Source organism: Achromobacter sp. GbtcB20 (assembly GCF_019091095.1).
Taxonomy (GTDB): Bacteria; Pseudomonadota; Gammaproteobacteria; order Burkholderiales; family Burkholderiaceae_B; genus Achromobacter; species Achromobacter mucicolens.
On sequence record NZ_JAGXJZ010000021.1, the window covers coordinates 72,145 to 87,007 of the forward strand.

Genomic DNA, 14,863 nt, shown 5'->3' on the forward strand with positions numbered 1-14,863 from the left:
TGATTCCTCCAAATCAAAGATGAATTTACTCCGTCCGCCCGTTATCTGTGGAAAAGAAGATAAAAATTCTTCGGTTCTCCCAATAAGATGGATAGCATGAACGATCGCCTGCACCCCACCGCCGCCGCCGCACTTGCCGCCACGGAAACCGCCACCGAAACCGCCCCTGAAAACGGGGCGAAGATTCTGCTCGACACGCTGATTGCGCACGGCGTCGACACGGTTTTCGGCTATCCGGGCGGGGCCGTCCTGCCCTTGTACGACGCCCTGTACGCCGAGCCGCGCCTGCGGCACGTGCTGGTGCGCCACGAGCAGGCCGCCGTGCACGCGGCCGAGGGCTACGCCCGCACCACCGGCCGAACGGGCGTGGTGTTCGTGACCTCCGGCCCCGGCATGGCGAACACGACCTCGGGCCTGTTGGATGCCATGTGCGATTCGATCCCGGTGCTGTGCATCAGCGGCCAGGTGGCCACGGCGGCCATCGGCACCGACGCTTTCCAGGAATGCGACGCCATCGGCATTTCGCGTTCCGTCACCAAGTGGAACACCCAGATCCGCGCGGTGGACGACGTGGCCGGCGTGACGGCCCGTGCGTTTGAACTGACGCGCCAGGGCCGTCCCGGTCCGGTGCTGGTGGATTTTCCCAAGGACGTACAGCTTGCGGTGCCGCGCGACAGCGGCGATGGCCTGGATGTGCCCTCGCAGCACAAGCTGGCCGCGCTGCGCGCGCGCCGCCAGTCGGGCAAGCTGGCGGCCAAGCTGCCGCAGTCGGCCGTGCGCCGCGCCGCCGCGCTGATCGCGCAGGCCAAGCGTCCCATCTTCTACGGCGGCGGCGGACTGGTGAACGCCGGTCCTGAGGCCTGCGAAGCGTTTACCGATTTGGTGCACCACACCGGCGCGCCTTGCACGCTGACGTTGATGGGCCTGGGCGCGTTTCCCGCGTCCGACCCGCAATTCGTGGGCATGCTGGGCATGCACGGCACGGTCGAAGCCAACCTCGCCATGCACAACTCGGACCTCGTCGTCTGCATTGGCGCGCGCTTTGACGACCGCATCACCGGCAAGCTGTCCGAGTTCTGCCCGCACGCCCGCAAGATCCATATCGATATCGATCCCGCGTCGATCAACAAGGTGGTGCGCGTGGACGTGGCGCTGGTGGGCGACTGCCTGCCGCTGGTGCGGGCGCTGCGCGCCGAACTGGGCGACACCAGGCTTGAGCCCGCGCGCCTGGCGCCCTGGTTCAAGCGCATCGACGCCTGGCGCGCGCAGGACTGCCTGGGCTTCACGCCCGCGCCCGACGCCATCCTGCCGCAGCACCTGATGTCGCGCCTGAACGCCGCGCTGGTGGACCGCGATGCCATCGTCTCCACCGATGTGGGCCAGCATCAGATGTGGGCGGCGCAGTATCTGCGCTTTGACCGCCCGAACCGCTGGTTGACGTCTGGCGGCGCGGGCACGATGGGCTACGGCGTGCCGGCCGCCATCGGCGCGCAGGTCGCGCACCCGGACAAGACCGTGGTCTGCGTCAGCGGCGACGCGTCGGTGCTGATGAACATCCAGGAACTGTCCACCGCCATGCAGCACGAGACGCCCGTCAAGGTCGTGCTGTGCAACAACGGCTACATGGGCATGGTGCGCCAGTGGCAGGAGCTGATCCACGGCGGACGCTACAGCCACAGCTACAACGCGTCGCTGCCGGATTTCGTGGCGCTGGCGCGCGCCTTCGGCTGGGGCGCGGCGCGCGTGGATGACCCGGCCAAGCTGGACGCCGCGCTGGCCGAATGCCTGGCGCACGATGGCCCGTACTTCCTGGACGTGGCGGTCACCGCGCAGGAGAACTGCTTCCCGATGATGCCCGCCGGGCATGGCCATCAGAAGATGATGCTGGCCGAAGGCGTCTGGTATCAGGACGAGACGACTTGAGCGTTTCAAGGTGAACGTAGGTGTCTGACACCCGTTGAGACGCAGCGGCAGGCTGGAGATCCTCTCCCTAGGGTGTCAGACACCGGCGCCAGCGCGGCACACGACAATTTCAGACATCCCGCCATCTTCAGAACTGAATAGACAGCCCGCCGTCCACCACCAGTACGTGACCGTTCACATACGACGCCGCAGGCGAAGCCAGGAACACCGCTGCGCCCGCGATTTCTTCCGGTTCGCCCCAGCGACCCGTCGGATTGCGTGAAGCTACGCGCGGCCCGAATTGCGGGTCCGCCACCATCTCCGCATTGGTCTCCGTGGCAAACGTCCCCGGCGCGATGGCGTTGCTGGTGATGTAATGCCCGCCGAATTCCGCCGCCAGCGCCCGCACCATCCCCGTCAGTCCCTGCTTGGCCGCCGGATACACGGCGTCGCCCGCCCGCGCCAGCTCCCCCACCACCGACGTAATCGCGATCAGCCGCCCGCCGCCCTGGCGCATCATGCGCTCGGCCGCGAACTTGGCCAGCAGCATGCCGGCCACCAGATCGGTGTCGATCAGTTCGCGGATTTCAGCCGGGCTGGTGTCCTGCAGCGTCTTGCGGTTGCGCGCACCCACGTTGTTGACCAGGATGTCCAGCCGCTCGTGCTCGCGGTCGATGCGTTCGAAGGCCGCCGCCATCGCTTCGTCGTCGGCCACGTCGAACGGCAGCGGATGCGCGTCCAGGCCCGCGCCCGTCAGTTCGGCCACCGCGGCATTGACCGCTTCAGCATTGCGGCCGTTGATCAGCACGCGCGCGCCGCAACCGGCCAGCGCCCGCGCGATGCAAAAGCCCAGCCCGCGGGCCGAGCCGGTCACCAGCGCCACCTGTCCCGTCAGGTCGAAATTGCGCAGATACGGAAGGGTCTTCATCTTTCGGGCCTCGCTCATTCCCGGAACTCCGGCGCCCAGTGCAAGAGCCGCCGTTCGATCCATGTCACACAATAGACCAGCGCGATGCCGACGATGGACAGCAGCGTCACGGCCGCAAACATGTCGGTGGCGTTCAGCGTCGCCAGCGCGGTGATCATCAGATATCCCATGCCCGTGGTCGAGCCCACGAACTCGGCCAGCACCACGCCGATCAGCGCAAAACTGATGGCGTTGGGCAGCGCGGCAAAGGTCCAGGCCGCGGCCGTGGGGATGCGCACCCGCCACAGGATCTGGCGCGGCGAGCCGCCCAGCGTGCGGCAAAAATCGACAAGCTCGCGCTCCACGCTGCGCCCGCCCTTGTAGGTGTTGAAGAACACCAAAAAGAACACGACGAACCACGACGTGACCACCTTGGACGCCAGCCCCAGCCCGAAGAACATGGTGATGAGCGGCACGAACGCGATCCGCGGCATGGAATTGAACGCCACGATGAACGGATTGAACACGTCGGCCAGAAAGCGGCTGCGGCTGAGCGTCATGCCCACCACGAAGCCGCTGCCCACGCCCACCACCAGGCCGACAAGTGTGGCCTGCAGCGTCAGCCACAGGTGCGGCCAGACCGAGCGCGGCCCGGGTTGCAGCCATTCCCACAACCGCACGGCGACGCGCGAGGGCTGGCTGATGAAAAAGGGATCGAAAAGCGTGTTCTGGGTGAACCACGGAATGCGCGTGAGGATTTCCCACGAGCCCAGGATGACGGCAAGGATCAGCACCTGCCACAAGGTGATGCGCACGCGGCGCGCGGCGTTGGCGCGGCGGTCCAGCCGCAACTGGTCCTGCAGGGTGTCGGCGGTATCCATCGAATTCATGACTGTCGGTTCAGGCGGCGGCGCGGAACTGCTGGCCCAGCACGCTCCAGAGGCTTTGCACGTGGGAGACGAACTGCGGCGTTTCGCGCAGCGTGAAGACGTCGCGCGGATGCGGGATCTGGATGCGCTCGTCCAGCAGCACGCGGCTGGGCGGACCGGACAGCACCACCACGCGGTCGGACAGCAGGATGGCTTCGTCCAGGTCGTGCGTGACCATCACGATGGTCTGGCCCAGCTTGCGCCAGATCTCCATCAGCTCTCGGTGCAGGTGGGTCTTGGTGTGCGTGTCCAGCGCCCCGAAGGGCTCGTCCAGCAGTAGGATGCGCGGCTCGACCGCCAGGCTCATCAACAGCGCCACGCGCCGGCGCATGCCGCCGGAGAGCTGATGCGGAAAGGCGTCGGCGAAGGCGCTCAGGTGGCCGAGTTCAAGCAGTTCGGCGACACGCTTTGCGATCCGGTCGGCCGGCACGCCCTGGAATTTCAACCCCAGCGCCACGTTCTTCCTGACGCTGAACCACGGCAGCAGCGTGTCCTTCTGGAAGATGTAGCCCAGCGCGGGCGGCACCTGCCCGTCCACCACGCGGCCGTCCACCAGGATGGTCCCGGTGGTGGGCTGCAGAAAGCCCGCGATCATGTTCAAGAGCGTGCTCTTGCCGCAGCCCGACGGCCCGACGATCGACACGAATTCGCCTTCGTTGATCGTCAGGCTGACCTCGCCAACGGCGTGCGTCGTGCCTTGGCGCGACTGGTACGCCTTGCCTACCTTGTCCAGCGTGATCATCAAAGGCCCCGGGCTTTGCGCACGAAGCTCATGTTCACGCATTTGGCGTAAGGCACGGTCTTGATCTCTTCATTGGAGAACTGGCGCCCGTCGCCCATGATGGCCGTCATGCGGTTGTACGCGTCCTCGGTGATGATGTTGTCCTTCAGGAACACCGTCTCCTTGTAGACGCCCAGCGTCTTCTCGATGGCGGCGCGCGGGAAGGCGCTCAGGTAATCATCGTAGATGACGTCGGTGATGGCGGCCGCGCTGTTGGCGGTGATGAAGTCCTGCGCCTTGACCATGGCGGTCACGAAGGCCTGCACGACCTCCGGACGCTTCTGGATGGTGTCTTCAAGCGTCAGCGCCGCGATGCCCGGCACGTCGCCGCCCATGAATTCGTTCCACGACGCTTCGGTGGTGGCGTCAAAGATGGGGACGCCCCAGCCTTCCTGGCGGGCCTGTTCCACCATCGACATGGTGGCCATGCTGGCCGCAACCGAGCCCGTCTTGAGCGCGCCCAGCATCGTCGCCAGATCGCCCAGCGGGCGGATGTCGACCTTGTCGGCCACGCCAGCCTTCTGCATCAGGTACAGCGCCATCAGCCACGTGCTGGACTGCGGCTGGGTCGCGCCCACGCGCTTGCCCGCCAGGTCCTTCAGCGACTTGATCTTGCCGCTGTCGAAGTCCTCGCGGCGCACGATGACGTTGGCGTACGTCAGCTTGCGGTCAAAGCCGAACACCAGCGCGGCGGGCTTGCCCGCGATGGTCAGCGCGGGCGCGGCGGTGGCCGCGGTGGCGCCAAAGGCGATCTGGCCGGCCGCCAGCAGCTGGTTGGTGCGCGGGCCGCTTTGCGAATTCAGATACTCGACCTCCAGGCCGCCTTCTCCGAAGAAGCCCTTCTTCAGCGCCACGTAGCCGGCCGCGAAAAAAGGGTCGATGCTGCCCTGGCCGTAAACGACCTTGCCCAGCTTGGGCTGCGCGAAGACGACGCGCCCATTGAGCAGGCCGATGCTGGCCAAAGCGCAAGCGCTCGCCGCCAGCACGCGGCGGCGGGTGGTGAAGTCGGAGCTACGGGTCATGTCGTCCTCGGAAGTTTCTGGGTTGCAGCTGTTTGGCGTCAACAATACCCCAGCGATTGCTGCCCAACAATGGAAAACGCCCGGTCTCCCGGGCGTTTGGTCGTGCGGCGCAGGCTGGATTACGCCGTGGTCTTCTTGGGCGCCGCCTTTTTCACGGCTTTCTTGGCCGCGGTTTTGGTGGCGGTTTTTGTGGCCGTTTTGGTTGCGGTCTTGGCGGCAGCCTTCTTGGCCGGCGCCTTCTTCGCAGCCGTCTTGGCCGCCGTCTTGGTGGCGGTCTTCGTTGCCGTCTTGGCCGGCGCGCGGGCGCGGCCAGGCTTCTCGGGACGGGGCTCGAACTCGAACCCGATCTTGCCGTCAGGCTGGCGCACCAGGAACGCCTTGAACTTGCGGTTCGTGCGGCTGGAGACAAAGCCGTCGAGCAGGTCGGTGCGGCCGTTGGTCAACAGCTTTTCCATCTGCTCGCGCGAGATCTCCTGCTGCAGGATGACCTTGCCCGACCGGAAATCGCACGACTTCTCGGGGCCCACCGATTTTTCGCAGACGTAGCTCATGCCGTGCTCGAAGACGCGCGACTGGCACTTCGGGCAGGAGCCCACCGGCGTGTGGCCGGAGAAGTCCACGGCTTCGTTGTCGTCCTCGTCGTTCTGGCCGAAGTCGAATTCCAGCTTGTATTCGTCGCTGATCCGCAGGATGGCCGCAAACGGCCGTCCCATCTTGCTGATGAAGCCTTGCAGCGGACCGATCTCGCGCTTGGCCAGCAGCTCTTCGACTTCCGGCAGCTCGAACGTGCGGCCGCCCGGGTGCTTGCCGATCGAAAAATCGCACGCCGTGCAGGCGTAGCGGCGGTAGTTTTCCTTGACCACCGCGCCGCACTTGGGACACGGCGTTGTCAGCGTGGCGTAGTCGCCCGGCACCGTGTCGCGCTCGTATTCCTTGGCGCGCTTGACGATCACCTGCGTCATCTGCGCGATCTCGCGCATGAAGGCCTCGCGGCCCAGTCCGCCCTGCTCGATCTGCTTGAGCTTGTGCTCCCATTCGCCGGTGAGTTCGGGCGAGGTCAGTTCGGCCACGTCCAGGCCCGACAGCAGCGTCATGAGCTGGCGCGCCTTGGCCGTGGGCACCAGGTCGCGGCCTTCGCGGCGCAGGTAGCTTTCGTTGAGCAGGCCTTCGATGATGGCCGCGCGCGTGGCCGGCGTGCCCAGGCCGCGCTCGGACATGGCTTCGCGCAGTTCCTCGTCGTCCACCAGCTTGCCGGCGCCTTCCATGGCCGACAGCAGCGTGCCTTCGTTAAAGCGCGCGGGCGGCTTGGTCGACAGGCCGACGGCCTCGATTTCCTCGGTACGCACGGTCTCGCCGTCGCCCACGGGCACCAGGTTGGCGTCTTCGCCCTGCGCTTCCTTGCCGTACACGGCAAGCCAGCCGGGGTTGACCAGCACCTTGCCGTCCGTGCGGAAGCGATGCCCCTGCACTTCGGTCAGGCGCGTGGTGACGCGGTATTCCGCCGCCGGGAAGAACACGGCCAAAAAGCGCTTGAGCACCAGGTCGTAGAGCTTGGCCTCGGCTTCGCTCAGGTCGTGTGGGATCTGCAGCGTGGGGATGATCGCAAAGTGATCCGACACCTTCTTGTTGTCGAAGATGCGGCGGTTGGGCTTGACCCACTGCTGGCTGACGACGGTCTCGGCGTGGCGCGACAGGCCGCCCACGGCGTTCGAGCCGCCCTTGGCCAGCGCGCGCATGGTTTCCTGCACCGTGCTGATGTAGTCCTCGGGCAGGTAGCGCGAGTCGGTACGCGGATACGTCAGGGCCTTGTGGCGTTCGTACAGCGTCTGCGCCAGCGCCAGCGTGGTCTTGGCCGAAAAGCCGAACCGGCCGTTGGCCTCGCGCTGCAGCGACGTCAGGTCGTACAGGGCCGGCGACATCTGGCTGGACGGCTTGGATTCCTCGGTCACGCTTCCCGGCTGCTCGCGGCAGGCGGCGACCACGCTTTGCGCGGCGGCGGCCGACCACAGGCGCGATTCGCGCTTTTCCGGGTCGCGGTCGTCTTTCTTGAATTGCGGGTCGATCCAGCGGCCTTCGTACAGGCCGGCGGCCGCCACGAAGGTGGCGCGCACTTCCCAGTAGTCGCGCGGCACGAAGCGGCGGATGCGCTCTTCGCGTTCGGCCACGATGGCCAGCGTGGGCGTCTGCACCCGGCCGACCGGCGTCTTGAAAAAGCCCCCGTCCTTGCTGTTGAAGGCGGTCATGGCGCGCGTGCCGTTGATGCCGACCAGCCAGTCGGCTTCGGCGCGCGAACGCGCCGCGGCTTCCAGCGGCTTCATCTGCGTATCGTCGCGCAGGCTGGCAAAGGCTTCGCGGATGGCGGCCTGCGTCATCGACTGCAGCCACAGGCGCTGGATGGGCTTGTTCACGCCGGCGTACTGAATGATGTAGCGGAAGATCAGTTCGCCTTCACGTCCCGCGTCACAGGCGTTGATGATGGCGTCCACATCCTTGCGCTTGGCAAGCCGGACCAGCAGCTTGAGGCGTTCGGCGGACTTCTTGTCGGTCGGGCCCAATTCGAAGGCCGGCGGAATCACGGGCAGGTGCGTGAAGCTCCACTTCCCCTTGACCGGATCGTTGGGCGCGACCAAGCTGAGCAAATGGCCGATGCTTGAAGCGAGAACGTAACGTTCGCTTTCAAAATAGTCGCCCTCGCGCGCGAAGCCTCCCAAGGCGCGTGATATATCAAGGGCCACCGAGGGCTTCTCGGCAATAATCAGCGTTTTATTCATGTGTTTCCAGTGGCGGTAGTCCCGCCGTATCAGCGCGGATAATAAGATCGGAGATTCGCCAGATGCAAGTCGGCACTGAAAGGCAAGCGGGATCCGAACTGCACGCTTGGCGTCAATTTTTGGCGCGAAGCACCTTGTGGCTAGGCGTTTTGCTGCTGGGCAGCGCTGCCGTCTGCTGGGTTGCCGCCAACTGGCAGGACATGACAAAAATGCAGCGCTTTGCCGGGTTGCAGGGCCTGTTGGCCGTCTGCGCGCTGGCCGCCGCGTGGTCCGGATTGCGCTTGCGCGCCCGGCCCGGCGTGCGGCGCAGCATCCCTGGCGCGCTGCTGGCATTGGCCGGCATTTTGCTGGGCGCCCTGCTCGCCCTATTAGGACAAACTTACCAGACGGGCGCCGATACCTGGGAACTGTTCGCGTGGTGGGCAGTGCTTCTGTTGCCCTGGGCGCTTGCCGCGGGTAGCCAGGCCGTGTGGCTGTTGTGGGCGCTGGTGCTCAATCTGGCGGTCGCGCTGTGGCTGGGCGAACGCGTCTTCACGTGGATGATGATCTTCGGCGGTCCGGGCCTGCCCAGCCTGGTCATGGCCGCATTGAACCTCGTCTTGCTGTTCGGCTGGGAAATGGCCGCGCGACGCTGGCGCGCCAGCACGGTCTTCGGGCCGCGCATCCTGGCCGCCATCGCGATCAGCGTGCTGGTGCTGGCCCTCATGTTCGGCGATTTCATCGTCGACGGCCTGGGCACCTACAACGGCGTCGCCTGGGTCGCCGCCACGCTGGGGCTCGGTCTTTACTATCAGCGGGGCCGGCGCGATCTCGTCATCCTGGCCATGCTGGCCGCCGGCGTCATCTGCGTGTCGCTGCGCGTGGTGGGCGAATGGCTGTGGCGGCTGGAGCCCGGCGCGTGGGCGGCGCTGCCGCTGGCCGCCTTGCTGATGGCCGAGGCCGTCGTGGCGGCCCGCTGGCTGCGCGGCATGAGCAACGAAGCGCCGGTCCCCGTGCCGGCCGCGGACGCGGAGCCGGCCGGCGCCTCCGCAGGCAATGCCGTCGATCCCGCCGAATCCAGCGCGCCCGTGGCGCAGTTGGCGCCCGCTGCCGTGCCGCGCGCCGAACCGCCCTGGTACGTGCAATGCCTGCTGGGACTGTCCGCGTGGCTGGCCACCCTGCTCCTCCTGCTGTTCGTCGCATTCTCCAACCTGATCACCACCGAAAGCGGCGCGCTGGTCGCCGGCCTCGTGCTCTGCGCCGTGGGCGTGGCGGTGCTGCGCAGCGATGCCGGTCCGTTCTGGCGGCAGTGCGGCACGGCCATGGCCTTCACGGGGCAGATCCTCATCATCTTCGGACTGTCCAGTTCGACCTCGTTCGCCAGCGCAAGCTTCTTCGTGCTGCTGATGGCGGCCGCGGTCTATGCGCTGGGACCCGACGTGATCCTGCGCTTTCTGAGCGGCCTGTTGATCGCGCTGGCCAGCGCCGGCCTAATATGGCGCGGCCTGTCGCCCGACCTCATGCGGGAAGACCTGATGGACGCCTGGATCCGTTTCGACGCGACCCGGGCCACCTTCCTGTGGCTACCCATCGGCGTCATCGGCGCATGGGCCACCGCCGTCATCTTCACCGTCAGCCACCGCGTGGGCGCGCGGCGCGGCCATGCGCTGCAGCCGCTGGCGTGGGCGTTCCTGCTGTCCGTGCAGGGCATGGTCTGGCTTGCAAGCGGCATTGCCGTCACCGAACTGCCCGCGATCTGGCAGCTTGCGCCGCGCACCGCTGCCCTGGTCGTCGCGGGCGCGCTCTTGCCGGTGGCCGCCGCGCTGGCCGTGCTGTGGCCGCGACGCCGCCTCCTGACCGGCGGCGTCACCTGGGGCGTGCCGATCGGCCTGTTGCTGCTGGCGCTGTTCTGGCTGCCCAGTCCGGGCGTCGGCTTCGCGCTGGCGTGGCTGCTGCTGGGATTTGGCCTGATCCAGCCGCGCGTCATGATCTTCGGCGCCGCCAGCCTGTTGGCGTACCTGGGTGTCTATTACTACCAACTGGAGCTGCCGCTGCTGCAAAAGGCGCTGTGGCTAAGCGGCGCGGCGGTGGTGCTGTTCGTGCTGCGTGCGGCGGTATGGCTGGTGCCGCGCCTGATGCGCACGCAGGCCCCGGTTCAAGCGCGTCCCCTGCCGCCGGTATCCCCGGCGCTGCGCTGGCGCACGGCGGGCATCCTGGGCGGCCTGGCGCTGGTGCTGGTCGCGGCCAACGCCGGCATCTGGGAGCGCGAAAAACTCCTGTCGTCAGGCAAGGTCGTCATCCTGGAGCTGGTGCCGGTCGATCCGCGCTCGCTCATGCAGGGCGACTACATGGCCTTGAATTTTGCGGCCGGACGCGAGGTGACACGCCTGCGGCTGGGCGGCAACCAGAACGACGCCGAAAGCGTCATGGGCTACGAGCCAGACGGCTACGTGATGCTGACGCCAGATTCGCGCGGCGTGGCGCAGGCGGTGCGGATCCAGTCCGACGTGCACCCGCATGCCGAAACCGAAGTGCCGCTGCGCTATCGGGTCCGTGGCAATGGTGTGCGCATCGTGACCAATGCGTTCTTCTTCCCGGAAGGCGAAGCCGCGCGTTACGAGGTCGCGCGTTTCGGCGAACTGCGCGTGGCCGACGATGGCGAAGCGTTGCTGGTACGGATGCTGGGGGCGGACCTGCAGCCGCTGTGAGCGGTTGCAGGGCCTACAGGGATCAGCCGGCCGGCAACGCGCGCGGCGGTGCGGTCGGCGTCAGCCCGGAAACCGCGCTGCCCAGCGCGCCGTGGCGTCCTGCAGGAATGACGTCACGTCCGTGGCGGCCAACGGCGCAAAGCCCAACGCCGCCCACGCCGCCTGCAAGGCCGCCAGCGGCGCGCGCGTATCCACCGCGGGGGCGCCATTCTGCTTGGACAGCTTCAGCCCGCTGGCCGGGTCCAGGATCAACGGCACGTGCAGGTAGCGCAGCGGCGGCAGGCCCAACAGACGGCCCAGCACGCGCTGGCGCGCCGTGGAACTGAGCAGGTCTGCCCCGCGCACCACGTCCGTCACGCCCTGCGCGGCGTCATCCACCACCACCGCCAATTGGTACGCCCATAGCCCGTCCGCCCGCCGCAGCGCGAAATCCCCCACCGCCTGCGCTACGTCCTGCTCCTGCGGGCCAAGCCAGCGGTCCTCGAAGCGCTCCACGCCGTCGGGCACGCGCAGCCGCCAGGCGCGGGCTTCGCGCCCCGCCGGCAAGCCGTGACGGCATGTGCCGGGATACGGTCTTTCCCCGTCGGCGCCCGGCGCGGTCTGACCGCGTAACGCCGAATCCGCGATTTCACGCCGCGTGCAGCCGCAGCCGTAGATCAGACCTTGTGCCGCAAGCGCGTCAAACGCCGCCTGGTAGGCCGCGTTGCGGTGCGACTGCCAGACGATGTCGCCGTCCCAGACCAATCCCAGCGCCTGCAACTGACCCATGATGACGTCCGCCGCGCCCGCCACCGTGCGGGGCGTGTCCACGTCCTCGATGCGTAGCAGCCAGCGCCCGCCCTGCGCGCGCGCGTCCAGCCAGCTGGCCAGCGCGGTCGCCAGCGAGCCCGCATGCAGCGGGCCGCTGGGGCTGGGGGCAAAGCGGCCGACGTAGGTCACGGGGACGGAATAAATGGCTCAAGCCCGCGCGGCCAGGCGCGCGGGCTGAAGGGTTGAATCAGGGTGTGCGGGACGGGGACGCGCGCTCAATGCAGCAAGCGGCCGCCTTCTTCGTCGAGCAGCTCTTCGAGGACCAGATTGTCGATCTCGGCTTCCTGGCTCCAGAGAACCATGAGGGCGATGATCTTGATCTTGGAGAGCGGCACGGGCGTTTCCGGGGAGGCCAGGCCCCGGTCGATCACGATTTCGCGCAGGGGCGCGGGCAACACGCCGGCCGATTCCAGGAAGGCGATGAAGCCAATGGACTCGGTGCCGAGCTGTTGGTATTCGTTCTCGGTGTAGATCCGGGTGCCGGACGAGGGCGCCTGTGCCAGATCGACGCACCGTTCGGTGGTCTCGGCCAGGCCGTACAGCCACCCGAGCGCGTCGTCGATGTCCTCGTGCTCGAAACCGGCAGCGGCAAGCCGCTTGGCGAGCACATCGGCAGCAGGACAGGCCTGAGGCGTGTAGTAATTCTCGAACAGATAGACCAGGATATCGAACATATGGCGCAGTTTGTGCCTGTTTGCACAGTCGGCCCGCATATCGGCAGACCAGCAAACATGAATTTTACTTTACGCCGATTTAATTTGCCGGGCAACCGGGGAAAAGGCGGATGTTGTAGGACGTCACCATGCGCCCAAGACCGCCCATGTTGCGCCCAAATGCTGACAAAATGGCTGATTCAGCAAAAAGGGGCGGGCCCGATTAGGTCCGCCCCTTTTTTTCATGGCGCCGCCTGCGCGGCGCGTACGTCATGCCGATTTCGGCGCATTTTCCAATTTCAGTTCGGCCAGCTGCCGGATGAATACCGGAATGCAGATGGCCAGTCCAATCAGGCCGGTGACGATGCCCGGCAGAATGGTCAGCAACGCGCCGATCGTGCACAGCCAGCGTTCCCAGCTCTTCATGGCGACCAGCATGTAACGCGAGAAGGCGGCCGACAGCAGCACCAGCCCGACCATGCAGCCGAACAGGGTCACGAAGAAGTCGTACCAGGTGAACCCCTGCACCGAGATCAGCAGCGACGGCGAAAACACAAACACGAAGGGCACGATGAGCTTGGTGATGCCCAGCCTGAACGCCGTGTTGCCGGTCTTGAAGGGATCGCTGCCCGCCATGCCCGCCGCCGCATACGCGGCCAGCGCCACCGGAGGCGTGATGTCCGCCAGGATGCCGAAATAGAACACGAAGAAGTGCGCCGCGATGGGTTGCACGCCCAACTGCACCAGCGTGGGCGCGGCAACCGCGACCATGATGAGGTAGTTGGCGGTGGTGGGGATGCCGCAGCCCATCAGGATGCAGACGATGCCCGTCATGATCAGCGCCGCGACCAGCGTCAGCGTCTGCATATTGGCGATGGCTTCGGGAATCACCGTGGCCGCACCGCCCGCGATGGCTTGGGCTGCCGAGATCACGATGTAAGAGATCTTGAAGCCCACGCCCGTCAGGGTCACCACGCCGATCACGATGCCGACCGTCCCGGCCGCGGCACCCACGGCCAGCGCGTACTTGGCGCCCGTCTCGAAGGCTTCGTACAGGTCGCGCAAGCGCAGGCGCTGGAACGGATTCAACAGACCCACCACGATGCAGCCCGTGATGCCCGCGAAAGCGGCCAGGTAAGGCGTGCGTCCGCTGGCCAGCACGCCGATCAGCAGCACCAGCGGAATCAGCGTCGGCCAGCGCATCTTGAACGACTTCTTGAGCTTGGGCATTTCCTCGGCGGTCAGGCCGCGCAGCCCTTCACGCTTGGCCTCGAAGTGCACCTGCATGAACATGCCGAAGAAATACAGGAAGGCCGGGAAGATGCCCGCGATCGCGATCTGCTGGTACGGGATGCCCAGGAACTCGATCATCAGAAAGGCTGCCGCGCCCATGATCGGGGGCGTGATCTGCCCGCCCGTGCTGCTGGCCGCTTCGACGCCTGCCGCGAAGTGGCGCGGATAGCCGATGCGGATCATCGCGGGAATGGTCAGCGAACCCACCGTGACCGCGTTTGCGACCGAGGAGCCGGACAGCATGCCGAACATGGCCGAGCCAAACACCGACACCTTCGCGGGGCCGCCCGCATAGCGTCCCGCAACCGTGGACGCCACATCCAGGAACAGTTGGCCCAGGCCGATGCGGGTGGCCAGCACGCCGAACAGCACGAAATGGAACACATAGGTCGCCACCACGCCCACCGCCACCCCGTACACGCCCTGACTCGTCAGGTACATGTGGTTCACGATCTGGGACCAGGTATTGCCCGCGTGCTGCAGCAGACCGGGGAAGTACGGACCAAACATGGCATAGGCCATGAACACGATCGCGATGATCGGCAGCGGCCAGCCCATTGCCCGGCGCGTGGCCTCCAGCAGGCCGATCAGCAGGATCGAGCCCATGAAGACGTCGATCGGCAGGGGGTTGCCGACGCGGAACGCCAGATCTTCAAAGATGTACGGGATATACAGCACCGACAGCGCCAGCGCGACGGCGATGATCCAGTCGTACAAGGGGATGCCGCCCGGCGCGTACCACGTCGACTTGGGCTCGCGCTGGTAATGCGACTTGGAAAAGCCGAACACCAGGAAGATCAGGCTGAGCACGAAGGCCAGATGCACGCCGCGGTGCGTGGCTTCGCGCAGCAGCCCGAAGCCGGCGGTGTAGTAGTGAAAGATCGACAGCGTGACCAGAAGGCCCGAGACGATCCAGGTGGCGGTCTTGTCCAGCGGCCGGAAGCGGATTTCCGAGTCGTACTTCTCCGCCAGCTGCTGGGTTTTCTCGTGGTCGATTTGCATCGCGGTGATTCTCAAGATGATTCAACAAGCAGGGCCGCGCATAGGCGGCCCTGCTCAAAGGCGGCAAAGAGCCAATGCCGCCACATAAAAACCTGCAACGATCCGC

The 14,863-nt window shown here is 66.4% G+C and carries 10 protein-coding genes; 2 read left to right on the forward strand and 8 right to left on the reverse strand.

What is annotated here, in order from left to right; translation table 11 throughout:
* Positions 1-87 precede the first annotated feature (87 nt).
* On the forward strand, positions 88-1,923 hold the full coding sequence (gene ilvB, locus KVT32_RS22700) for a biosynthetic-type acetolactate synthase large subunit (protein WP_217618877.1): 1,836 nt from the start codon (positions 88-90) through the stop codon (positions 1,921-1,923).
* A 127-nt stretch (positions 1,924-2,050) separates the two neighbouring features.
* Here ilvB and KVT32_RS22705 read toward each other — a convergent pair whose 3' ends face one another.
* From KVT32_RS22705 to KVT32_RS22725, 5 genes are all read right to left on the reverse strand, one after another.
* Positions 2,051-2,830, reverse strand: a complete 780-nt coding sequence (locus tag KVT32_RS22705; RefSeq protein WP_217618890.1) for an SDR family oxidoreductase — start codon at positions 2,828-2,830, stop codon at positions 2,051-2,053.
* 14 nt (positions 2,831-2,844) lie between these two features.
* On the reverse strand, positions 2,845-3,690 hold the full coding sequence (locus KVT32_RS22710) for an ABC transporter permease (RefSeq protein WP_108006355.1): 846 nt from the start codon (positions 3,688-3,690) through the stop codon (positions 2,845-2,847).
* 19 nt (positions 3,691-3,709) lie between these two features.
* Entirely contained in the window at positions 3,710-4,480 is a 771-nt protein-coding gene (locus KVT32_RS22715; RefSeq protein ID WP_193725346.1) for an ABC transporter ATP-binding protein, read from the reverse strand.
* The gene (locus KVT32_RS22720) at positions 4,480-5,541 is read right to left on the reverse strand and encodes an ABC transporter substrate-binding protein (protein ID WP_217618878.1); all 1,062 of its coding nucleotides are present in this window, start codon (positions 5,539-5,541) and stop codon (positions 4,480-4,482) included. Before KVT32_RS22720 ends, KVT32_RS22715 begins: the two co-directional genes overlap by 1 nt.
* A gap of 119 nt (positions 5,542-5,660) precedes the next feature.
* Positions 5,661-8,312, reverse strand: coding sequence for a DNA topoisomerase III (locus tag KVT32_RS22725; protein ID WP_152383075.1), 2,652 nt, complete (start codon positions 8,310-8,312; stop codon positions 5,661-5,663).
* Positions 8,313-8,374: 62 nt separating this feature from the next.
* Here KVT32_RS22725 and KVT32_RS22730 point away from each other — a divergent pair, with 62 nt between their 5' ends.
* Positions 8,375-10,999: a GDYXXLXY domain-containing protein gene (locus tag KVT32_RS22730; protein ID WP_217618879.1), complete on the forward strand. Its 2,625-nt coding sequence runs from the start codon at positions 8,375-8,377 to the stop codon at positions 10,997-10,999.
* A 60-nt stretch (positions 11,000-11,059) separates the two neighbouring features.
* Here KVT32_RS22730 and gluQRS read toward each other — a convergent pair whose 3' ends face one another.
* The 3 genes from gluQRS to KVT32_RS22745 all read right to left on the reverse strand — a co-directional run bounded on the left by gluQRS (position 11,060) and on the right by KVT32_RS22745 (position 14,757).
* Complete coding sequence (gene gluQRS, locus KVT32_RS22735) at positions 11,060-11,938, reverse strand: tRNA glutamyl-Q(34) synthetase GluQRS (RefSeq protein WP_217618880.1); 879 nt, start codon at positions 11,936-11,938, stop codon at positions 11,060-11,062.
* Between the two features lie 86 nt (positions 11,939-12,024).
* Positions 12,025-12,483, reverse strand: coding sequence for a DUF494 family protein (locus KVT32_RS22740; protein ID WP_056327700.1), 459 nt, complete (start codon positions 12,481-12,483; stop codon positions 12,025-12,027).
* A gap of 249 nt (positions 12,484-12,732) precedes the next feature.
* Positions 12,733-14,757, reverse strand: coding sequence for a TRAP transporter permease (locus tag KVT32_RS22745; RefSeq protein WP_217618881.1), 2,025 nt, complete (start codon positions 14,755-14,757; stop codon positions 12,733-12,735).
* Positions 14,758-14,863 lie beyond the last annotated feature (106 nt).

Bases quoted from the DNA above. Each gene is read 5' to 3' on its own strand.
- ilvB (WP_217618877.1), top strand. From the start codon at position 88: ATGGATAGCATGAACGATCGCCTGCACCCCACCGCCGCCGCCGCACTT.
- KVT32_RS22705 (WP_217618890.1), bottom strand. From the start codon at position 2,830: ATGAAGACCCTTCCGTATCTGCGCAATTTCGACCTGACGGGACAGGTG.
- KVT32_RS22710 (WP_108006355.1), bottom strand. From the start codon at position 3,690: ATGGATACCGCCGACACCCTGCAGGACCAGTTGCGGCTGGACCGCCGC.
- KVT32_RS22715 (WP_193725346.1), bottom strand. From the start codon at position 4,480: ATGATCACGCTGGACAAGGTAGGCAAGGCGTACCAGTCGCGCCAAGGC.
- KVT32_RS22720 (WP_217618878.1), bottom strand. From the start codon at position 5,541: ATGACCCGTAGCTCCGACTTCACCACCCGCCGCCGCGTGCTGGCGGCG.
- KVT32_RS22725 (WP_152383075.1), bottom strand. From the start codon at position 8,312: ATGAATAAAACGCTGATTATTGCCGAGAAGCCCTCGGTGGCCCTTGAT.
- KVT32_RS22730 (WP_217618879.1), top strand. From the start codon at position 8,375: ATGCAAGTCGGCACTGAAAGGCAAGCGGGATCCGAACTGCACGCTTGG.
- KVT32_RS22740 (WP_056327700.1), bottom strand. From the start codon at position 12,483: ATGTTCGATATCCTGGTCTATCTGTTCGAGAATTACTACACGCCTCAG.
- KVT32_RS22745 (WP_217618881.1), bottom strand. From the start codon at position 14,757: ATGCAAATCGACCACGAGAAAACCCAGCAGCTGGCGGAGAAGTACGAC.